The sequence below is a fragment of the Ruminobacter amylophilus genome (genome assembly GCF_900115655.1).
Classification (GTDB): Bacteria; Pseudomonadota; Gammaproteobacteria; order Enterobacterales; family Succinivibrionaceae; genus Ruminobacter; species Ruminobacter amylophilus.
In genome coordinates this window covers 13,174-34,369 of sequence record NZ_FOXF01000010.1, presented here as the reverse complement: position 1 = coordinate 34,369, position 21,196 = coordinate 13,174, and the positions used below count along the sequence as shown (strand labels likewise).

Annotated in this window: 14 protein-coding genes and 1 tRNA gene; 8 read left to right on the top strand and 7 right to left on the bottom strand. The window is 43.3% G+C overall.

The features are described from left to right. Positions 1 to 27: 27 nt before the first annotated feature. Positions 28 to 2,184 carry a YcaO-like family protein gene (locus tag BMY80_RS04225; protein ID WP_093141210.1) on the bottom strand — a complete coding sequence of 719 codons (2,157 nt, stop codon included), beginning with the start codon at positions 2,182 to 2,184 and terminating at the stop codon, positions 28 to 30. A 253-nt stretch (positions 2,185 to 2,437) separates the two neighbouring features. Here BMY80_RS04225 and BMY80_RS04220 point away from each other — a divergent pair, with 253 nt between their 5' ends. Both BMY80_RS04220 and asd read left to right on the top strand, forming a co-directional pair. Next, positions 2,438 to 2,884 (top strand): hypothetical protein, encoded by a 447-nt coding sequence (locus BMY80_RS04220; protein ID WP_093141208.1) that lies wholly within the window; start codon positions 2,438 to 2,440, stop codon positions 2,882 to 2,884. Positions 2,885 to 3,121: 237 nt separating this feature from the next. Continuing rightward, positions 3,122 to 4,234, top strand: a complete 1,113-nt coding sequence (gene asd / locus BMY80_RS04215) for an aspartate-semialdehyde dehydrogenase (RefSeq protein WP_093141205.1) — start codon at positions 3,122 to 3,124, stop codon at positions 4,232 to 4,234. 279 nt (positions 4,235 to 4,513) lie between these two features. Here the strand turns inward: asd and BMY80_RS04210 are convergent. The 5 genes from BMY80_RS04210 to BMY80_RS12050 form a co-directional block, all read right to left on the bottom strand. Beyond that, positions 4,514 to 4,598: transfer RNA gene (locus BMY80_RS04210), tRNA-Tyr, on the bottom strand. Between the two features lie 115 nt (positions 4,599 to 4,713). Further along, positions 4,714 to 5,325 (bottom strand): Smr/MutS family protein, encoded by a 612-nt coding sequence (locus BMY80_RS04205; RefSeq protein WP_051621803.1) that lies wholly within the window; start codon positions 5,323 to 5,325, stop codon positions 4,714 to 4,716. Positions 5,326 to 5,507: 182 nt separating this feature from the next. Next, positions 5,508 to 6,410 carry a helical backbone metal receptor gene (locus BMY80_RS04200; protein WP_143066448.1) on the bottom strand — a complete coding sequence of 301 codons (903 nt, stop codon included), beginning with the start codon at positions 6,408 to 6,410 and terminating at the stop codon, positions 5,508 to 5,510. A 55-nt stretch (positions 6,411 to 6,465) separates the two neighbouring features. Beyond that, entirely contained in the window at positions 6,466 to 7,167 is a 702-nt protein-coding gene (locus BMY80_RS04195; protein ID WP_031578973.1) for a 5'-methylthioadenosine/adenosylhomocysteine nucleosidase, read from the bottom strand. A 190-nt stretch (positions 7,168 to 7,357) separates the two neighbouring features. After that, positions 7,358 to 7,672 (bottom strand): hypothetical protein, encoded by a 315-nt coding sequence (locus BMY80_RS12050; RefSeq protein WP_143066447.1) that lies wholly within the window; start codon positions 7,670 to 7,672, stop codon positions 7,358 to 7,360. 922 nt (positions 7,673 to 8,594) lie between these two features. Here BMY80_RS12050 and gltB point away from each other — a divergent pair. The 6 genes from gltB (at position 8,595) to BMY80_RS04160 (ending at position 19,763) form a co-directional block, all read left to right on the top strand. Beyond that, complete coding sequence (gene gltB / locus BMY80_RS04185; RefSeq protein ID WP_093141198.1) at positions 8,595 to 13,229, top strand: glutamate synthase large subunit; 4,635 nt, start codon at positions 8,595 to 8,597, stop codon at positions 13,227 to 13,229. Then, positions 13,230 to 14,732 (top strand): glutamate synthase subunit beta, encoded by a 1,503-nt coding sequence (locus BMY80_RS04180; protein ID WP_093141195.1) that lies wholly within the window; start codon positions 13,230 to 13,232, stop codon positions 14,730 to 14,732. Positions 14,733 to 15,004: 272 nt separating this feature from the next. Further along, positions 15,005 to 15,937 (top strand): tRNA modification radical SAM protein MnmL/YtqA, encoded by a 933-nt coding sequence (mnmL, locus tag BMY80_RS04175; protein ID WP_093141192.1) that lies wholly within the window; start codon positions 15,005 to 15,007, stop codon positions 15,935 to 15,937. A 192-nt stretch (positions 15,938 to 16,129) separates the two neighbouring features. Then, complete coding sequence (gene glgC / locus BMY80_RS04170) at positions 16,130 to 17,446, top strand: glucose-1-phosphate adenylyltransferase (RefSeq protein WP_037318820.1); 1,317 nt, start codon at positions 16,130 to 16,132, stop codon at positions 17,444 to 17,446. Between the two features lie 109 nt (positions 17,447 to 17,555). Then, positions 17,556 to 19,397: an ATP-binding protein gene (locus tag BMY80_RS04165; protein ID WP_093141189.1), complete on the top strand. Its 1,842-nt coding sequence runs from the start codon at positions 17,556 to 17,558 to the stop codon at positions 19,395 to 19,397. Between the two features lie 3 nt (positions 19,398 to 19,400). Further along, positions 19,401 to 19,763: an Hpt domain-containing protein gene (locus tag BMY80_RS04160; RefSeq protein WP_031578980.1), complete on the top strand. Its 363-nt coding sequence runs from the start codon at positions 19,401 to 19,403 to the stop codon at positions 19,761 to 19,763. 302 nt (positions 19,764 to 20,065) lie between these two features. Here the strand turns inward: BMY80_RS04160 and arcA are convergent, their stop codons facing one another. Beyond that, positions 20,066 to 20,788 (bottom strand): two-component system response regulator ArcA, encoded by a 723-nt coding sequence (gene arcA / locus BMY80_RS04155; protein WP_031578981.1) that lies wholly within the window; start codon positions 20,786 to 20,788, stop codon positions 20,066 to 20,068. Positions 20,789 to 21,196 lie beyond the last annotated feature (408 nt).

The window sequence follows — 21,196 nt, the reverse complement described above, 5'->3', positions numbered from 1 at the left end:
AAATACTTTTGTAATTAATTTACATAATTAAAGGTTTTTATGTAATTTTGTTTGTATTTTAATCAGTTTTCTGAAAGTTTTTATCAGATTGTCGTGTTTAGGATTTCTTTCGATATCCAGACGTATTAATTTCATTAATTCAGTCTGAGTGTCAGCACTGATAACCCTGTCGGCAAGCTGCTGTGTTGCATTATCGCAGAAAATTTTAATAAATCTAGTGGCATTTTTATTTGAATAGCCTTTTTCGTCTTCCAGGAAAAGTCTGAGGTGCATAATTAAGCATACGGAATACAGAAGCGAACTTTCATTTACGTACGGAGAGTTCATAAAATGTTCGGCCAGATCTATGGCTTTATCGTATATGAGCTGTCCAGGATCCTCCTGAGTATCGTCTTCACATTCCTCAATGTTTTCATGGACGAGATTGTACAGGTCAATCATGCTTTCCAGTGAATAGAGGTTAAGACCTGCGTACTGATTGCCGTTTTCCACCAGGTGGAGAACGTCAGACAGTTTTCCTGCAGTATCGGCATCAGGATAGTCAGGCAGACTCAAATCATCAGGTGAAAGCTGTTTGAAGCTGCGGGCGATTGACGGATCGTTTAGTTCATCCTCGTTTTCGCGTCCATCGAAAATATAGACTTCGGAAAGATTTGGAATAATCAGTCTGTATGCATACAGATCCTTGTAGCTGGCATCGTAACACCACACCTTTTTGTCAAGCTTGCGGGCAATGTTTAAAAGGTATTTGTATTCTTCTTCGGTTGTACCGTTGTCTAGAGACCAGTCGGTAAATTTGAATTTACTTTCATGAGTGAAGAAACTAGGATGAACTTCTCCGGAACCGTCAATGAAATTGCCGATGAAATTGAGAGAATCCCTGAAGTGGTACTCTTCCTGCTCAGCCTGCTCGGAAATGTCCTCGCCGGCAAGTGCTGAAAGGCTGCTGAACATTTCTTCCTGATTGTTCCAGGTAAGTGTTTTTCCGTCTGATGCCTGTTCTGAACAGTCCTGTTCATCACCGTCATTTGCGTATTCATCTTCGGAACCGGTACAGTCTTCCTCCTGATATGTATCGGAAGATTTGTATTTCAGAACACTGTCACTGTATTTTCTGCTGTTGTCAGTGAAATCGTGGTTTATGTAAGGTTTAAGGCTGAAGTTTACGTAATCAAGGTTATTCCATTCCACACCCTGCATGAGTTCCGTGAGGGTTCTTTCAAGCGCTATTTTCATGTTTGGATGAGCACCGATGGAAATTTTGTATTTAACTGAATTCACCGGCTGGGCACACACTGCAACAACCGGGAACACGCCACCGAGTGAGGCGTCATAACAGGTGACCCTGATGTTGTGTTTGGAGAATTCATTAAGAGTCTCCGTTATTTCAGGATACTTTCTGCTGATGAATTCTTCAGGAATCACCGGAAGGGCTCTTATATTGGTGTTTGCAAGAGTCTTGCTGTAACTTTCCGGAATGTAACCGAACAGGAAACGTCTTACGAATCTTTCGTAGATTTCGGAAAGCCCCTGAACCTTTGCTTCTTCAGGTGTGTTGCCTGCACACATGCCATTTGTGCAGAAGCATGATTCCAGATACCTTAACGGAAAATAAGCCTTTTCATCCGGAAAATGCTCATTGGTCATGGGAACGGCGCAGATGCCTTTCTGGGTATCTGATGTCGCATAATCGGTCAGAGGTCTGAGGGCCATCCACCCTATTTCATCAATAAGTTTTTTGGAGAACAGATTGTTTTTCAGAAAAAAGTCGGAAACCTCCTTTTTTCTGCGGGAGCTGAAAACTTCCATTTTGTCCAGACGCAGACGGTTGTTTTTATCCATGTAGCTGTCCGGGTATTTTACCCAGATTTCGTCATGGTAACGGTTGAAAGGAAGATCGTCTGAGGCGTTCCCCATGTAGTAGGAGTCAAAGAATGACTGATTAAGCAGTCTTTCCGCCATTTCTCCCAGTGCTGATGCAATGGAGGCTTTTTCACTTATGCCCTTTCCGTTGGTGTGTATGAGAGAAGGATTGTTTCTGTCGACCAGTTCGCAGGAATAAAGATTGATTCCGGGATTCAGTTTGGTGGTGAATTCAAGATCAAGTCCAAGTTCCGTAAGCTCCTTGGTGAATAAATCAATAGTCTGTTCTATTTCTCTGTCTTTACCGGCAAGAAAAGTCATGAATGAAAAGTCCTCAGGGGTGTGGATAATTAATTTATGCGGGGCATTTTATCATAATTGATACCCGGTGATGAAAGTTGTGATAAATTTGTTCCGGGCTGCTAATCCTGTTCTGATGCTTCAACAACGTTTTCTAGTATCCGGATTGAAAAGTGTATGAAGGAGGACAGTCGGTTTTTTACTAAAATATTTTCTGATTTGTTATGATGACTTACGAAAAAAAATAACAGATCCGGATTTTTAAGGTTTTGTCATGCTTGAAAAGTTAAAGAAATATGCGGTACAGGCATTAATTGTGCTTCTTCTGCTGATTGTATACGTCGGTATCAGAATTTTTGTCTTTCCTCTTCTGGGATTCGGAAAGGACGGGGATTTGAAGACGGAACTTGATATTGCTGACGGAACACTCCCTTTTACAATGGAAGGGGCAGGGTTCACGTTTGAGAGGATTACTTATGATGATGCCCTGAACGTGACTTTTCACGTGGGATTCACTCTTGAAAAACTTAATAATCATTTTGATGATGAGACTCTTAGAAAGGCTTTTGAAGAAAACAGACTCAATAACGTGTTTTGCGGAATGAAGATCGTCAGGGCTGTTTATGAACAGGATGGTACAGTGACAGCCAGGGTTCACGGCATAGGTCATGACGAATCCGTGTCAGTTCCTCTTGAATGTACCAAACAGGCAACTAAGTAAATCAGACATTCGTTGAGATATACAGTCTGCCGTCAGCTGTTTGAATACCGCTTATAACGGCAGACTTCAAGCCTGTTGGAAAAACACGCAATAATATCTTGAACAACCTCTATTTTTTGTTATGAGGATTTTATCTTTTTTGATATAATTGTCGCCAAATTTTTGATTTGATAATCAAATGCCGGCAGAAGCTGTCGGTAATTTCAGAATTTTATAATTATTTAGGTGTAATTAAATATGAAGAAAGTTGGTTTTATTGGCTGGCGTGGCATGGTTGGCTCAGTATTAATGGGCCGTATGGAAGAAGAAAATGACTTCGCTAATATCGATCCAGTATTTTTCACTACCTCTCAGGCTGGCCAGAAGGCTCCTGTATTCGGCGGTAAGGATGCTGGTGTTTTATTAGACGCAAATGACGTTGATGCTTTAAGCTCAATGGATATCATTGTTACCTGTCAGGGTGGCGACTACACCAAGAGCATGTATGACAAGCTCATGGCTACCGGCTGGAAGGGATACTGGATTGATGCTGCTTCTACCCTGAGAATGAAGGATAATGCAGTTATCATCCTCGATCCGGTAAACAGAGCTGTTATTGATGAATCTCTCAACAAGGGAATCAAAACCTACGTTGGCGGTAACTGTACTGTAAGCTTAATGTTAATGGGCTTAGGCGGTTTATTCCAGAATGACTGCGTAGAATGGATTCAGTCTTCTACCTACCAGGCTGCTTCTGGTGCAGGTGCCAAGAACATGCGTGAATTATTATCTCAGATGGGTGTATTACACGCTTCTGTTGCTGAAGAATTAAAGAATCCTGCATCTGCTATCCTGGATATCGAAAAGAAGGTTCGTGATACCATGAGAGCAGACAGCTTCCCAACCAAGGAATTCCTCGTTCCATTAGCTGGTTCTTTAATCCCATGGATTGATGTTCAGCTCGAAAACGGTCAGAGCAAGGAAGAATGGAAGGGTATGGCTGAAACCAATAAGATTTTAGGTCTTGCTCCGGCTACCATTCCTGTAGACGGCAACTGCGTACGTATCAGTTCATTACGTTGTCACAGCCAGTCATTCTTAATCAAGCTTAAGAAGGACGTTAGCATTGAAAACATTCATGAAATGTTAAAGAACCACAACCAGTGGGCTAAGGTAATTCCTAATAATAAGGAAGAAACCATTCATGAATTAACTCCAGCCAAGGTTACCGGTACTTTAAGTGTTCCAGTTGGTCGTATCCGTGAAACCAACTTCGGTAAGGGCTATATTTCTGCATTCTCAGTAGGTGACCAGTTATTATGGGGTGCTGCTGAACCTTTACGTCGTATGCTTAACATTCTCGTTAAGTAATACGTAAGCAGTCAGAACCTGACTGATAAGTTAAAACCCGTCGGATTTCATCATTCGACGGGTTTCTCTTATTAATAGTGTTGTAACCGGAGGTAGTGATGAATTGTTACGGTTTAGTTCATTTTACTTCTATCGCTGATTGGTGTGTTCGGAAAATGAAAGACGACATGGCTTGATAAAAACGCAGAAGGACATTGGTTTTTGTATTGGGGAATATAAAAAAGTGAGATATGCAGAAACAAAAAAAGAGTGATTAAATCACTCTCCAAGTCTTCAGAATGGTGGAGGGGGAAGGATTCGAACCTTCGAAGACAGAGTCGGCAGATTTACAGTCTGCTCCCTTTGACCGCTCGGGAACCCCTCCACGCTTTCGATGTGTGTATATTATCATGAAAGTTTAAAAATAAAAGTCTTTTTTTTATTTTTTGGTTTGTTTGCTTGAATATTAGACAAAAAAGTGTTTTAAGCTCTCATGATAATTAATTTCTTTTTGAATGTATTTCTCTGGTTTCAAGACGTGAACCTTCTCCCTTCTTGATAAGAACATAGGTCGCGCCTTTGTCTCCGTGATACGGCATGGCGGTGTGGTAAGCCAGAACTTCAGGCATCATCTTCAGCCAGTGTGCCACATAACTCTTGAGCAGAGCTTTCGGTGTTGAAAATTCTCCTTTGCCGTGAACAATGATGATACATCTTACATCTTCACGGTAGGCTTTGATTACCAGTTTTCTGACCTTTTTGTAAGCCTGTTCAATGGTGTTGTTGTGCAGATCCACGCCAAGCTGAGGGAAATATTCTCCAGCTTTGAGTTTCCTCATGACGCCAAACTGCAGACCGGCTGTTTTGTAGCTTATGGTATCCAGGGGATCCACGAATTCCATATTCGCAGTGGAGAAGAAGTCGAGTTCTTCCTCCTTGTTTTCCTCTGTGCATCTGTCTTTAAGCATCTGGGAAATTTTAGGATCCATAAGTGGTTTCTTGTGTTCCACTGTATTTGATTTTATCTTTTTTACTCCCTGGATAAAATCACTGAATGAACCATGAGTATCCTGGTCCGGCAATTCATCAGGAGGTAGACTGTTTGCGCTCATTTATTCATCCTTATTTTAATACTGGTACTGTCTGGTAATGTTGACTGCTGTTTCATGTGACGGATAATCGTCATTAAGCGAAATTATCAGACTGATACTGTGAAAGATATAGTATGCGAAGATTATAATCGTTTTTGGCACTTATTTACATATGACAGGGCAAAGAACGGCTGTCTGATGCCTTAGTCGGCTGTCTGAGTCTTGTCGTGAACCAGATTTCTCGCGGAATCAATGGCCTGACAGACGGCGGGAATACCTGTTTCATAGCTTCTCGGAGATATTTTCATCAGTGAGTCCTGCTGTTCCCTTGTCAGAACAACTGTTCTGTTTTTCAGGGATGATGGCAGATTCTGGTTATCATCAATCAGGGAGATTACGACATCAGGTTTGCCTGCAATAAGTTTTTCGGCAGAGACAGATGGAAATTTAATGGTCAGTTTTTCAAAAATATTGGATCCTCCACAGAGTTTTACAGCCTGGTTCAGAAATGTTTCCCCGCCTGCCGTAAGCAGTGGTTTGTCCCAGATAACAATGGCTGTTTTGATCACAGGTTTATTAGCGTGTTCTTCTCTGAGATTCTGAATTTTCATCTGTATGTCGTTGATGATATCCGAAGCCTGTTTCTCCCTGTGCAGGATTTTTCCCAGATCTTCAATGACTTTCAGCAGATTACTGCCGTCTGTAATGGAATAGATATGCAGTTTGTTTTGATATTTTGTCAGTTTGCTGATTATCAGAGCGTTGAAATCACGACTTAGCAGAATATGGTCGAAATTCAGAGCGGACAGTGCTTCCTGATTGACACTGTAGTAATCTGCAATTTTAGGTAATTTCTTTAATTCATCCGGATATGTACTGTTTATATCTGTCGCGGCCAGACTGTCGATTCCACCAAGGTATGCGATTATTTCCGATATTTCCGGAGAAAAGCTGACAACTCTGACTTCATCTGTCACAGGAGTATCAGTTGATACGGTATGACTATCAGTTGCTCTGCTGTCAACGAGTAAAGCATCGGTTACCAGTATGGAAGCAACCAAAAGGGGCACAATCAGTAAAATAATTTTGGTGGTTAAGTTAATCATATCTGCATAAAAATAAAAAATACCGGTAACGGAGAGCACGGTTACCGGTTGGATGTTAGATGATTTCCAGAAGTTTTAAGGTTATGTCCTGACTGTTTCTGGTTGCCAGAGGCAGCATTTCATCGAAAGTCATGTCAGCCTTTTCATTTGCATTGTCGGAAATGGTGCGGATTACGATGGCCGGTTTTTCCAGAATTGCTGCGGCCTGAACGATGGCAGCCGCTTCCATTTCGGTGGCGTAAGCATCCGGAAAGTTGCTGATTAGAGCTTCATTATGTTCTTTGCCCGCAATGAACTGGTCTCCGCTGATAACAAGTCCTGTATGTACATGGAAATTGTAGCTTTCGGCAGATTTAAGAGCAGCTTCTCTGGTTTTTTCAACGTATTCGGGATTGAGTGTGATTACAGGTTCGAACCCCGGAACCTGTCCCAGTTTGTAATTGAATATTCTCAAGTCAAAATCATGCTGACAGGCAGCTGTTCCGATGACAACGTCGAGTACCTTTGTTTCAGGTTTCAGACCGCCGGCAACACCTGTATTGATAACGACGTCGGCATTGAATTTTGCAATCATTAAAGATGTGGCAAGAGAGGCGGAAACCTTTCCGATACCGCTGCAGGTAAGAACCACTTCCTTGCCGTTTATCTGACCGGTGTAATATTCCTTGCTGCCGATTTTGTGAGTGACGATGTTCTGAATATTCTTTTTTAAAGCCTCGATTTCTTCAGGCATTGCTCCGATAATTCCGTAAATCATGGTAACTTCGATATCCTTTGAATCTGTAGATGTTATGAAAACCAAACTAAATTGAATTTTATCATAAAGCGCAGGCTTTCCATACTGCTGAACCATTCTGAAATCATATAAGCGGTTTGCAAAGAAAAGAAAGCCATGACGGTGTGCACTGTCATGGCTTTCTGAAGTATCGATCCGGTAGTATCTGATTTTATCTGTGGTAGATATTTCTTACCGGATCATGGTGGTGGCTGTGGCCGTGAGCTCCGTTATGGGCATACAGCTTCGGCTGATGCTTAACATGGTGATGGTGTGGCTTGTGATGAGCTGTTTCATGGTGTATGACATGAGGTTTTGCGGGAACATGATGTCCCGAATGTCCATAAGCATGTGCGTGATTAATGCTGTCGGAATTTACCTGTACGGATACTCCGTGGCTTCCTGCCGATACGTTTACGCTGGCGGCGGCAGTGTTGTAGGTAAAGAGACTTAACAATACAAAAACAGAAACTAAGATCTTTTTCATGGTTCATCCTTATTTTCTATATATTTCATTATCTGATCCGACCTGTTTCAAGTCGGAGTTTCATTAGTCCATGGCATTAACTGATGCCTTGAAATTTATGTCTGATGTCTGTTCATCAGATGTGTTCAGTATAGCAACAGGATGGTGTTTTAATATGACAGGGAGATGGTAATGCGTTACAAAGTATGTCAGTCGGAAACAAATTATTAAATGCTGTGTTTTTAGCAGCCAGAGGTATATAGATGAGGTTACGTGTTTCGCAGGCGGGATTTTGCCAGTGTTATATATATAAAGGATAATGAATCTTAACTTGTGATTAAGATTTGTTTAAAGATATCTGAATGTGCACATTCTTGGTGCAGAATGAACCAAATAAAAACATGACAGAAGATAAAAACTGCTGGCGGTTAAAATTCAACCATCGGCCTGATGGCACTGAATATGTGACTAATGTAGGAAGATGTTCTTTTTCTGTGCGCTAATAAAGTGCAATTTAACCGGATCTGGGGCGCTTAGAAAAGGAGAATAATTTTCGGCAGGTATTTTTAAGTGTAAAATGAATAATTATTCATAATAAATACATAATTATTTAAAATAATGATTTGAACTGCTGTTAAAGTGATTAAGTTGTGTTTTTGATAAAACTAGAATATTTATATATTACATACAATATAATGCATGTTTTTGTTCTGAAAACAAACTTCGTAGACTGGCTTTTCCCTGGAAAATAAAAAATGAATAAATATTTATTTAAAACAATCTTTTATGTGGCATGAATTATGCTTAATGCACTGATTAAGTGAGAATTTTTATATCTTAAGTGGATATAGACATAATTTTTTAGGTTTGTCATTTTGTATCGGAGCGGCTAGGCTGTTTCGAATAAATGGCAACATTGTTGTTATATAGAGGATTTGATGTGATGGATTCAGCATTACCTAAGAGCCAGGGGCTTTATGATCCTGCCAATGAGCATGACGCATGCGGCGTCGGTTTCGTTGCTCATATGAAGGGGATTAAGAGTCATAGTATTGTTGAGCAGGGTTTGCTTATACTCAAAAATATCAATCACCGAGGTGCTGTAGGTGCCGACCCATTACAGGGTGACGGTGCAGGTATTTTGATTCAGATACCTGATCAGCTGTATCGTGATGATATGATTCTGCAGGGAGTGAAGTTGCCGGCTGCAGGCGAATACGGCGTCGGTATGATTTTCCTACCTCGTGAAGCCGCTTCACGCAAGGCCTGTGAAGAAGAGATCGAACGTGCCGTAAGAGCAGAAGGTCAGGTTGTTCTGGGGTGGAGAGACGTGCCGGTAGATACCGACTGTCCGATGTCTCCGACCGTAAAGGCTACAGAACCTGTAATCAGACAGATTTTTGTCGGTCGCGGTAAGGATGTTCTGGTAACAGACGCTCTTGAAAGAAAACTCTATATAATCAGAAAACGCAGTTCTAAGGCTATTAAGAATCTTAACCTGAGACACTGTCATGAATTCTATATTCCTTCTTTCTCTGCCAGAACCATTGTGTATAAAGGTCTGCTTCTGGCTGATCAGGTTGGAACATATTTCAGAGATCTTGCTGATACCAGATGCCAGTCTGCACTTGCGATGGTTCATCAGAGATTCTCTACCAATACATTCCCGTCATGGGATCTGGCTCATCCGTTCCGCATGATTGCGCACAATGGTGAAATCAACACCGTTCGCGGTAATGTCAACTGGATGAGAGCAAGAGAAAAATGCGTTCATTCTCCTGTTTTAGGTGATGATCTGGAAAAGGTATGGCCTCTGATTTATCCGGGGCAGTCAGATTCCGCATCTTTCGATAATGCTCTTGAACTTCTTACCATGAGCGGTTATTCACTGGCACACGCCGTAATGATGATGATTCCCGAAGCATGGGAAAAGCATGCCACCATGGATCCGAAGCGTCATGCCTTCTATGAATATCATGCCGCAATGATGGAACCGTGGGACGGCCCTGCAGCCGTAGCCTTTACCGACGGCCGTCAGATAGGTGCTACACTCGACCGTAACGGTCTCCGTCCTGCCAGATATCTGGTAACCAAGGACGATCTGGTGGTTATGGCATCTGAATCCGGCGTTCTTCCTATCGAAGATTCAAGAATTCTGAAGAAATGGCGTCTGCAGCCGGGTAAGATGTTCCTCATTGATATGGAACAGGGGCGCATCATTGACGACTCAGAAATCAAGAACAGCCTTGCAACAGCAAAGCCATACAGCGAATGGATCAATAAGATTCGCATCAAGATCGGTGAACTGGACGAACGTTCAGGAAACGTTGCACCTATTGCTCATGAAGCATCACTTCTTGATATGCAGCAGCTGTTCGGTTATACCAATGAAGACATCAACAAAATTATGCTTCCGATGGCAAAGCTCGGACAGGAACCTCTTGCTTCAATGGGTAACGATGCCGCACTTGCAGTAATGGCAAAGAAGGACAAGACCCTTTACGATTACTTCCGTCAGGTGTTTGCTCAGGTAACCAATCCTCCAATCGACCCGATCAGAGAAGAAATGGTAATGTCTCTGCTGTCATTCATCGGACCAAGACCAAATCTGCTGAATTCCACCGATATCAATCCTCCTATCAGACTTGAAGTCGAACAGCCGATCTTAAGCGAACTGCACATGGAACAGATCCGCAGCATCGCCAAGTACACAGACAGCAAGTTCCGTTCATATGAGCTTGATATCACCTATCCTCTTTCATGGGGCAAGGAAGGTATCGAAGCACGTCTTGCAAGTCTTGCGTGCGAAGCTGAAGATGCCGTTAAGGCTGGCGCCAACATTCTGATTGTTACCGACCGCAAGGTATGCAGGGATCGTGTGGCAATTCCGGCTCTGCTTGCTACTTCTACAGTTCATTTACGTCTGGTTAACGCCGGTCTGAGAACCAGTACCGGTCTGGTTGTTGAAACAGGCAGTGCCAGAGAAGTTCATCATTTTGCTCTTCTCGCAGGCTACGGTGCTGAAGCGGTTCATCCGTATCTTGCCATTGAAACCCTCCGTGATCTTGCCAAGGGTGACAAGGCTCTTGAAGAAGATTACATCCATCATTACATCAAGGCCGTATGTAAAGGTCTGTGCAAGACCATGTCAAAGATGGGTATTTCAACCTATATGTCATACACCGGTGCTCAGGTGTTTGAAGCTGTCGGTCTTACCCGTGAATTTGTTGACAAGTACTTCACCAATACCGCAAGCAATGTGGAAGGTGTTGGTCTGTTTGAAGTCGCACAGGAAGCCATTAATCTTCATAACGCGGCCTTTGGTAAGGATCCTCTTCTTGCTGAAAGCCTTGATGTCGGCGGTGAATACAGCGTCCGTGTAAGAGGTGAAGATCACCTGTGGACTCCAGACGCCATTTCAAATCTGCAGCATGCAGTACGTCAGAATGATGCCGAAACCTATCAGAAATATGCTCAGATCATTAATGATCAGACCAAGAGACATCTGACTCTTCGCGGTTTCTTTGAAATCAAGTCTCCGTTCAGTCCAATCAGCATTGATGAAGTAGAGCCTGCAAAGGAAATCGTTAAGCGTTTTGCTACAGGTGCAATGTCGCTCGGTTCTATTTCTACTGAAGCCCATACCAATCTGGCCATTGCCATGAACCGTATCGGCGGTAAGTCCAATACCGGTGAAGGCGGTGAAGACGCAAGACGTTTCCAGCCGGTAACCAAGAAGACCAAGCTTTCTGAAATCATTGGTGAAGGCCGTGTGGCAAGAGATATTGAACTTGAACCTGGTGACAGTCTCCGTTCCGCCATCAAGCAGGTTGCTTCAGGACGTTTCGGTGTAACCGCTGAATACTGTGTGAACGCTGATCAGATTCAGATCAAGATGGCACAGGGTGCAAAGCCTGGTGAAGGCGGTCAGTTACCTGGACACAAGGTTTCCGAATATATCGGTTTCCTCCGTCACTCAGTTCCTGGTGTAGGTCTTATTTCTCCTCCACCTCATCACGATATCTACTCAATTGAAGATCTGGCTCAGCTGATTCACGACCTGAAGAATGTTAATCCGAAGGCTTCAATTTCAGTTAAGCTGGTATCAGAAGTGGGTATCGGTACCGTTGCGGCAGGTGTTGCCAAAGCCAAGGCGGATCATATCGTAATCGCAGGTCATGACGGCGGTACAGGTGCTTCACCTGCATCATCAATCAAGCACGCAGGTTCCGCCTGGGAACTCGGTTTGTCTGAAACTCAGCAGACCCTGGTTCTTAACCGTCTCCGTGGTCGTGTAAGAGTACAGGTTGACGGTCAGCTCAAGACAGGTAGAGACGTTGTTATCGGTGCTCTCCTCGGTGCGGATGAATTCGGTTTTGCTACTGCTCCTCTGGTTGCATCAGGCTGTATCATGATGAGAAAGTGTCAGCTTAATACCTGTCCGGTAGGTGTGGCAACTCAGGATCCTGAATTGCGTAAGCGTTTTGCCGGTCGTCCGGAACACGTTGTAAGATATTTCTTCTACGTTGCTGAAGAAGTTCGTCAGATCATGGCTTCCATGGGTATCAGAAAGTTTGATGATCTTATCGGTCATTCAGAATATCTTGACAAGCGTCAGGGTATCGAACACTGGAAGGCTAAGGGGCTGGATTTCTCCAAGATCTTCTATCAGCCTGAAAGAGCTGAAAGCACTGCAATCAGACATTCTGAATTCCAGGATCACGGTCTGGAAAAGGCGCTGGATAACGAGTTTATCTCAAGTGCGGCAGATGCCATCAATAAGGGTAAAAAGGTTGAGTTTACCGGCAGAATCACCAACGTGAACCGTACGGCATGTACCATGCTCTCCGGTGCCGTTGCGGAAAAATACGGTGACCACGGTCTTGCAGACGATACCATAACTCTTCGTCTGACCGGTACTGCAGGTCAGTCATTTGCTGCCTTCCTCTGCGGTGGTATAACCGTTGAACTTACCGGTGAAGCAAACGACTATGTCGGCAAGAGTATGTCAGGCGGTAAGCTGATTATTCATCCTCGTCGTGATTTCACCGCCAACTCTTATGAAAATATCATCTGCGGTAATACCTGCTTCTATGGTGCAACCAGCGGTGAAGCCTATATCAGCGGTGTGGCCGGTGAAAGATTCGGCGTAAGAAATTCAGGTGCAACAGCTGTAGTTGAAGGTGTTGGTGATCACGGCTGTGAATACATGACCGGCGGTACCGTTATCGTTCTGGGCAAGACCGGACGTAACTTTGCGGCAGGTATGTCAGGCGGTATTGCCTATGTTTATGATCCTGATGGTACATTTGCTGATTCATGCAACCTGACTTCCGTAGATCTGGAAAAGGTTCTTCCTTCTTCAGCACAGAACGTGGCCGAACCTCGTCACTGCGGCATGGCTGATGAAGACATTCTGAGAAAGTTTGTTGAAAATCATGCCAAGTTGACAGGCAGTCAGAGAGCCAAGGATATTTTAAACAACTGGGCGGACAGCCTCAGCGATTTTGTAAAGGTATTCCCTAAAGAATACCGTCATGCACTTGTGTTGCAGTCTAACAGTAAGGAGGGTGTGTAAATGGGTAAGCCAACAGGATTTATGGAATATGCTCGCATAAATGACAAGCACCTCAGTGTTGCTGAACGTGTTAAGAATTTTAACGAGTTCACCCCGTGCCTGACAGATGATGAAGCTACAATTCAGGCGGCAAGATGTATGGACTGCGGTGTTCCTTTCTGTAACAACAAGTGTCCGGTGCACAACAACATCCCTGACTTCAATGATCTTGTTTACAGGGGGGATTACCAGACTGCAATCAAGGTTCTGCACAGTACCAGCAGTTTCCCTGAATTTACCGGACGTGTATGCCCGGCTCTCTGTGAAGCTGCGTGCAGCGTGGGTATCTGCGGCAGAACAGTAGGTACCGCTGAAGATACCACTTCCGTGGGGATCCGTTCTATTGAACGCAAGATTATTGATTACGCATGGGAACACGGCTATGTTAAACCTCAGATTCCTACAGTTAAAACCGGAAAGAAGGTTGCCGTAATCGGTTCAGGTCCTAGCGGTCTCGCATGTGCACAGCAGCTTGCCCGTGCAGGTCATGACGTGACTGTTTTTGAAAAGAATGATCATATCGGCGGACTTCTGAGATTCGGCATTCCTGATTTCAAGCTTCCGAAGTCTCTCATTGATCGTCGTATGGATCAGATGGAAGCAGAAGGCATTACCTTCCGTACCAGTACCCTTGTTGCCGATACAGACAAACTGCCTCACGGTGTTCGCTGTGATGCTACTGCTGTTGTAAGTCCAAAGGAACTTATGGATAACTTTGATGCCATTGCTCTATGCGGAGGTTCAGAAACTCCTAGAGATCTGAAGGCTCCGGGAAGAGAACTGGGCAATATTCATTTTGCTCTGGAATATCTTATCGGTCAGAACAAGGAAGTTAACGGCGGCGGTAAGAACCCTATCAATGTTAAGGGTAAGCATGTGGTGGTTATCGGCGGCGGTGATACCGGTGCCGACTGCGTGGGTACTGCCAACAGACAGGGCGCGGCTTCAGTAACTCAGATTGAAGTTATGCCAAAGCCTCCTGTTGAATATGACGTACTGGCCACATGGCCTGAATGGCCGAGAATCTTCAGAACCTACACCTCTCATGAGGAAGGTTGTGAAAGACTGTACAGCCTGAATACCAATGAGTTTATCGGTAAGGACGGAAAGGTTACTGCTCTCAAGGTAAGTGAATGTGAATTCAAGGCCGGAAAACTGGTCAACAAGGAAGGAACTGAACACGAACTGAAGGCTGATTACGTATTCCTGGCAATGGGCTTTGTTCATCCGCTGGATGCCGTTCTGGACGGATTCGGAGTCGCCAGAGATGCCAGAGGCAATGCGGCTGCAGTGCCGGATCCTGATGTTGAATCAGGTTTTATGACCAGCGTTCCAAAGGTGTTTGCCGCAGGGGACATGAGAAGCGGTCAGTCACTGGTTGTGAGAGCAATGAGTGAAGGTCGTCGCTGTGCCAGAGCTGTGGATAAGTATCTTATGGGTATGAGTCTTCTGCCGGCATGCTGATAAAATAGCATAAAAGGCTTTTTAAGAAGGGTGAACGGGAAACTATCTGCTTCCGTTCACTCTTTTTTTATGTCTCGATAAATTGATGTGAATTATTGCGGACAGGAGAATGACATGGCGGATATTTGTTTTTTTTAAGTTTTAAGTTAATATTTCACAGTACATTTAAAAGTTGTGGAAAAATAAGTCATCTGCCGCCACACTGCCTGTGAGGATTGTTTTTCTGTTTTGCAGTATTTTACGCATGTGAGTTTTTCGGTTTGTAACAGTATATGCATATTAATCAGTATCTGAATACCTATGGTGATTATCTTAAAAGACGTTTCGGACAGAGGGTGCAGAAACTGTCGTTAAGCGGCAATTTCACCTGCCCCAATCGCGACGGAACTCTCGGCAGAGGCGGGTGTACATTCTGCAATATATCTTCTTTTTCCGGGGAAGGTAAAGAGAGCCTGTCAATTTCGGAACAGCTGGCACAGGCTCCTGAAAAACGTTCAAAAATATTTCTTGCCTATTTTCAGGCATACACCAGCACCTATGCGGAGCTTCAGCTGCTGAAAAGAATGTATTCAGAAGCTCTGGAATATCCCAATATTGTCGGAATATGCGTAGGAACCAGACCGGACTGCGTATCCGATGAAGTACTGGATCTGCTGGAAAGATATCAGGATGAAGGGAAGGAGGTGTGGCTCGAACTTGGATTGCAGAGTGCGATTGACGAAACTCTGGATCTGATAAACAGACATCATCATTTTTCTCAGTACGCGGATACGGTCAACCGTGCCAGAAGTCGAGGGATAAAGGTCTGTGCTCACCTGATAATAGGTCTTCCTGGAGAGGAACTGATTCATAATCTCACCACACTGCAGATGGTAATTGATGAAGGTGTGGACGCCCTTAAGCTCCATCAGCTGCACATTGTTAAAGGCAGTGCCATGGCCGCGATGTACCGCAGGGGAGAAATATCGGTTCTTGAACTTGATGAATATGCGGAAATCGCCGCCAGACTGATTCAGTATACACCGCCGGAAATCATGTATGAACGAATAGGGGCTTCCGTTCAGGATGCTTCGCTTATAGCTCCCATGTGGTCTACGCAGCGGTGGCCGTGCATAGATAAAATCGGAGAGATACTTGCTGAAAAAGGAGGGCAGGGGACGGCCATAGGCAGACCGTACATATATGACGGCATCAGCAGAGGTTAGGCTTTTTTTCGGATTTCTCAGTATGAATTTTCCTGAAAGTCGGGATTTAACATTGACAAACTGTGGAGCAATGCTCAAAGTAATTTGTAAATGTTTTGTATAATTGTTCTGTATGTGTTTTAATTGATGCTTTTCCGTTTGCGGAAAAGCTGAAACTGATTTATTTTTTTCTCGAATATTGGAAATGTTGAAATGGCAGAATCATTAAGTGCACGTCAGGCCAGCAAAAAGACCATGGCTATCATTTTAGCCGGAGGCAGAGGCAGCAGATTACATCAGATGACTGATACCAGAGCCAAGCCTGCTGTATATTTCGGCGGTAAATTCAGAATTATCGATTTTGCATTATCCAACTGCATTAATTCGGGAATCCGCAAAATAGGTGTGGTAACGCAGTATAAGTCACACAGTCTGTTAAGACATCTTCAGGCCGGGTGGTCTTTTCTGCGTAACCAGTTCAATGAATTTCTGGATCTGCTTCCTGCCCAGCAGCGAATTGATGAGGTTCACTGGTACAGGGGGACAGCAGATGCCGTATATCAGAATATTGACATAATCAAGGATCACCGTCCTCAGTACATACTGATTCTGGCCGGTGACCATGTGTACAAGATGGATTATGCCAAGATTGTTCTGGATCATCTTCAGCACGGAGGTCCTCTGACGGTAGCATGCGTGCCTATTCCGAAAGAACAGGCAAGTTCTTACGGAATCATGACTGTAAACGATGACGGACTGATCACCAGCTTTGATGAAAAGCCAAAGAATCCGAGAACAATGCCAAACAATGATAAGATGTGCCTGGCATCCATGGGTATTTATGTTTTTGATGCTAAATTTCTCTATGACGTACTTTATGAGGATGAGCAGACTGAAGATTCCAGTCATGATTTCGGCATGGACATCATTCCCCGTCTGGTAAGTCAGGGTAAGGCTCATGCTCATGATTTCAGTATTTCCTGCGTGTGCAACAGAGCCAAGAATCAGATTTACTGGCGAGATGTCGGAACCGTGGATTCGTTCTGGGCGGCCAATATGGACCTTGCATCTGTAACACCGGATCTGGATATATATGACCAGGACTGGCCGATATGGACATACCAGATGCAGCTTCCTAGTGCAAAGTATGTACAGGATCTGAACGGAGCTTCAACCATCCTCAGAAACAGCGTAATCGCCGCTGGTGTGATTATCAGTGGCTCATCGATCTGTTCGAGCGTGCTGTTTTATAACGTACGCGTACATTCTTTTACCTTTATAAACGAAGTCGTAGCCTTCCCTGACTGTGTTATTCACAGAGGCTGCCGTATAACCAGGGTTATTCTGGACAGGGGCTGCGAGCTTCCTAGAAATCTGGTAGTCGGAGAAAACAAGGAAGAGGATGAACGCAGATTCTACAGATCTGAAGGCGGAGTAACACTGATTACCCGCAGAATGCTGGCTGATCTCAGAAAGAAGGAACCTTGGCTGTTTGAGAATTTTGAGGAGTACTGTCACTACAATAATTAAAGCCCCCGTGACAGTCGTGAAGATGTAATATACGCTGCCGTTACCGGCGTATTTTCACAGAAAGTGAAATGTAACGGCAGAAAATCAAATGGAATTGGTATAACGTATCATGAATATTTACAGTGTCTGTGAGCAGAAGTTAAAACATTGGGTAAGCAGGTTGTATCAGAAGTCTGTTGTATATCTGTCAGCCGTGCTCGGTTTTTTTCTGACTCTTTTTATCACCGTTGTACACTGTGCCCTAAGTTATTTCTTTAATGGCGCCATTTCCATTTATGACGTGATTCAGCCTCTATGCTACGGAGCTCTTCTTACCCCGTTCGTCGTATTCTTCTTTTATCAGGTGTTCGCTGATGTTGAAAATGCCAGAACCCAGGTTAAGGATATGAAGAAATCTCTGGCAAAAACATACGTTGCCATGATTAACCAGCGAGACAGAAATCTTACTCTTACCAAAGACCATGAAGTTCTGCGCGGGCAGAAAAAGAAGGTTGAAAAGGAACTGGAAGAGCAGGCAACGTTCTTCTCTGCCATAGTTGATCTCACTCCCGATATCATTATGTACCGAGACGAACTCGGTAATATCAAGGGATGTAACGATAATATGCTCAGACTGCTGGGAATCAAGGATGCGGCTCAGCTTGTTGAACTTCTGAAGGATGATCATGAACTTGATGATATCTTTGCCAAGTTCGATGATATTCTGAAAATGAATAAAAGTGACGTAACGTATGAAAGCACCATAAACGGAGTGGTTTATCAGATGAGAAAAAGACCTGCTGTCAATGCGGAAGGTAATCTGATAGGCATCATGCTGTACGGACACGATATAACAAAACTTAAGTATGAGCAGGATCTTCTTGAAAAGACCTCACGTGATAAGAGTAATTTCATATCTACTCTGAGTCATGAACTCAGAACACCGTTAAACGGTATAGTCGGGTTAAGTGACATACTTATGCAGACCGGTCGTTTTAACGGAGATGACATGCGTAATCTTAAGGCTATCAACGTCAGTGCGGTTACGCTGGGCAATATCTTCAATGATGTTATTGACCTGAACAAGTTTGAGCGTCAGACATTTAACGTAATTTATGAAAAGGTCAAGTGGCAGGATTTTCTGGATGATTTTGAAACACTGTCTCATCTCATGACGGAACAGAAGAACCTTGATTTCAAATTTAATGTCGAAGGAAAGGTGGCGGAGTATCTTCTGCTTGATCCGACACGTTTGCGTCAGATTCTCTGGAATCTGACAGGCAACGCCATCAAATTCACCAAGAAAGGCGGCATAACCATTAATGTGAAGCAGCATATGAACGGAGACGCCGCTGAACTTTCCTTTGCGATAACGGATACCGGTATAGGCATAGCCAAGGAAGAACAGGAGAAGATATTCGGTCTTTACTATCAGGTTGAAGGAACAAAACAGTCAACCGGTACCGGTATCGGACTTCATGTTACCAAGAATCTGTGTCAGGCACTTAACGGTTCCGTTCATCTTGACAGTGAACTTGGAAAGGGAAGTACTTTTACCGTTAAATTCTCCTTCAAGCAGACAGATGGTGTATCTGAAAGCAGACAGGTGAAAACAAGTTTGAGAGTATTGCTAGTTGAAGATGTTGATTTAAACATTCTTGTAGCCAGAACAATGCTGGAAAAGCTGGGACACAAGGTATTTGTGGCTAAAACTGGTCAGGAAGCTATAGATTTATTCAAGAGTGAGGAGCTGGATCTTGCATTGTTGGATATGCAGTTACCGGATATGACAGGCTTTGATGTGGCTGACGTGTTCGTTAATGAACTGGGATGCAGGATTCCTCTGATTGCCCTGACTGCCAATGTTATAAATGACAGGCAGGAATATGAAAAGCATCATATTGACGGAGTGATGAACAAGCCTTTATCTTTGAGTAAACTGGTAGAAAACCTACAAAAATATCAGGAATAATAAATGATAACAGATATTGTAAATATAAAATACGTTAACGAGTTTGTCAGCATCGCGGGAAAGGGACCTATCTGTGAAGGCATAGATATGTTTCTTAACAGTGTTGAAGACTATCTGGGCAACTGCATGAGCTATTTCAACAAGAATGGCTTTGAGGAAGCAGGTAAGGAACTTCACAAGATTAAAGGAGCTGCCAGCTCAATAGGTCTTACAAGAGTTTCCTCCAAGGCCAAGGAAATTGAACTTGAACTGTTGAAAGAACGTGATTCATATGCTCTGAACAGCAGAATTATCGAATTGAGGGAAGATATTCTGGCTGATACAAAGGAACTCAGAAATTTTGTGATGACTCTTTCCGGAATGTAATGCGGTTTCGGAGCATCAATAAGACTGTTCTCTGAATTGAACAAGTATTTCCTCGTGCTTCCGGAGTGGGGTGACGCTTTATTTTATGAATATGGCCGGTTTGTCTTCGGCTGTATACTTACGTCAGCAGGTTACGGGGGGCACACCTTTACGAAAATGAATTCAGGTTTTATATTCGGGTAACAAAAAAAAACGTGAATCAGGGGATTCACGTCCTTCTTAAAAGAGTTTTCCGGTTCTTGCATGACTGTCTCAGGGATGTGGACAGTCAATCCTTGTGTAAGGATTGACCGGATTTTTTCTTATGATACCTTAACGTCTGCTCCGAAGCGATAACCTTCACCGAAAATTGTTTCGATTAGATTCTGAGCATCTTCGCTGTCCAGATGACGGCGCAGTTTTCTGATGGTAACGTCAACGGTTCTGTCATGTTCCTTTAACTCGCGTCCCATCATGAAGAACATGAGGTCTGAGCGGGTAACAATGAGTTTTGGATGTTCACAGAAATACTGGAGCATGCGGAATTCGGCTCTTGGAAGTCTGGTTTCAACACCTGACGGACTGATCAGGTCATGGCTGTTGGTTTCCAGAACCCAGCCGTCAAATTCATATTTTTCTGAAGCGGTAGGAACAAACTGCTGTACAGGTTCCTTTTTGGATTTTGTTCTGTTGATGAGGTTTCTGGCTCTGATGGTCAGTTCTCTGGGATTGAATGGCTTGGTGATGTAGTCATCTGCACCGATTTCAAGTCCGAGGATACGGTCAATGTCGTTATCACGTCCTGTTACAAACATTAAGGCGATATCACCCTTCTCTCTGATTTCTCTGGCGAGGATAAGCCCGTTTTTACCGGGAAGGTTGATATCAAGAAGAATAAGGTCGACCTGACGACTGCTGAGAATCTCATGCATTTCGTCACCGTTACCGGCAATAAGGGTTTCGTACCCTTCAGCGTTGAATATGGACGTAGCCATTTTACATGCTACAGGTTCATCATCAACAATCAGTACAGTTGCAGCAGACATGATTAAAATCCCTGAATAATTTGTTTCGAATCTTCTGACTTATGAAAAAAGTCTATTAAATTGCATTGTTGTTATAAATAAGTAAAATACGGCATGAATTTACACAATATTTTTCTAATTTATTTATAATTTTAACAACTTGACTAATTCTAGTATAGCATTTAACAAGAAATGTGAGGGTTTTTCCAGATAAAAAAACAATAAATGTTATCAAAATGTTATACAAAAGAAACTTTAGTTAAATTATCCAACTTTTTATCAGAAATGTGTACTTTATAATTGCTGATTAAACACAACTCATATGAATGCTTTCATGAAAACATCATGCTGTTTACTGTCTGAAAATGACATTAAGGAACTGATTCCAGTGATGTTCGACGGAGAGAAAATGGAACCGGTGATAATTTC

Excerpts from the sequence above, each read along its gene's own strand:
- BMY80_RS04195 (WP_031578973.1), bottom strand. The coding sequence starts at position 7,167 with ATGATTTACGGAATTATCGGAGCAATGCCTGAAGAAATCGAGGCTTTA.
- BMY80_RS04220 (WP_093141208.1), top strand. The coding sequence starts at position 2,438 with ATGCTTGAAAAGTTAAAGAAATATGCGGTACAGGCATTAATTGTGCTT.
- BMY80_RS12050 (WP_143066447.1), bottom strand. The coding sequence starts at position 7,672 with ATGAAAAAGATCTTAGTTTCTGTTTTTGTATTGTTAAGTCTCTTTACC.
- BMY80_RS04160 (WP_031578980.1), top strand. The coding sequence starts at position 19,401 with ATGATAACAGATATTGTAAATATAAAATACGTTAACGAGTTTGTCAGC.
- BMY80_RS04165 (WP_093141189.1), top strand. The coding sequence starts at position 17,556 with ATGAATATTTACAGTGTCTGTGAGCAGAAGTTAAAACATTGGGTAAGC.
- BMY80_RS04200 (WP_143066448.1), bottom strand. The coding sequence starts at position 6,410 with ATGATTAACTTAACCACCAAAATTATTTTACTGATTGTGCCCCTTTTG.
- glgC (WP_037318820.1), top strand. The coding sequence starts at position 16,130 with ATGGCAGAATCATTAAGTGCACGTCAGGCCAGCAAAAAGACCATGGCT.
- BMY80_RS04225 (WP_093141210.1), bottom strand. The coding sequence starts at position 2,184 with ATGACTTTTCTTGCCGGTAAAGACAGAGAAATAGAACAGACTATTGAT.
- arcA (WP_031578981.1), bottom strand. The coding sequence starts at position 20,788 with ATGTCTGCTGCAACTGTACTGATTGTTGATGATGAACCTGTAGCATGT.
- asd (WP_093141205.1), top strand. The coding sequence starts at position 3,122 with ATGAAGAAAGTTGGTTTTATTGGCTGGCGTGGCATGGTTGGCTCAGTA.
- BMY80_RS04205 (WP_051621803.1), bottom strand. The coding sequence starts at position 5,325 with ATGAGCGCAAACAGTCTACCTCCTGATGAATTGCCGGACCAGGATACT.
- gltB (WP_093141198.1), top strand. The coding sequence starts at position 8,595 with ATGGATTCAGCATTACCTAAGAGCCAGGGGCTTTATGATCCTGCCAAT.
- BMY80_RS04180 (WP_093141195.1), top strand. The coding sequence starts at position 13,230 with ATGGGTAAGCCAACAGGATTTATGGAATATGCTCGCATAAATGACAAG.
- mnmL (WP_093141192.1), top strand. The coding sequence starts at position 15,005 with ATGCATATTAATCAGTATCTGAATACCTATGGTGATTATCTTAAAAGA.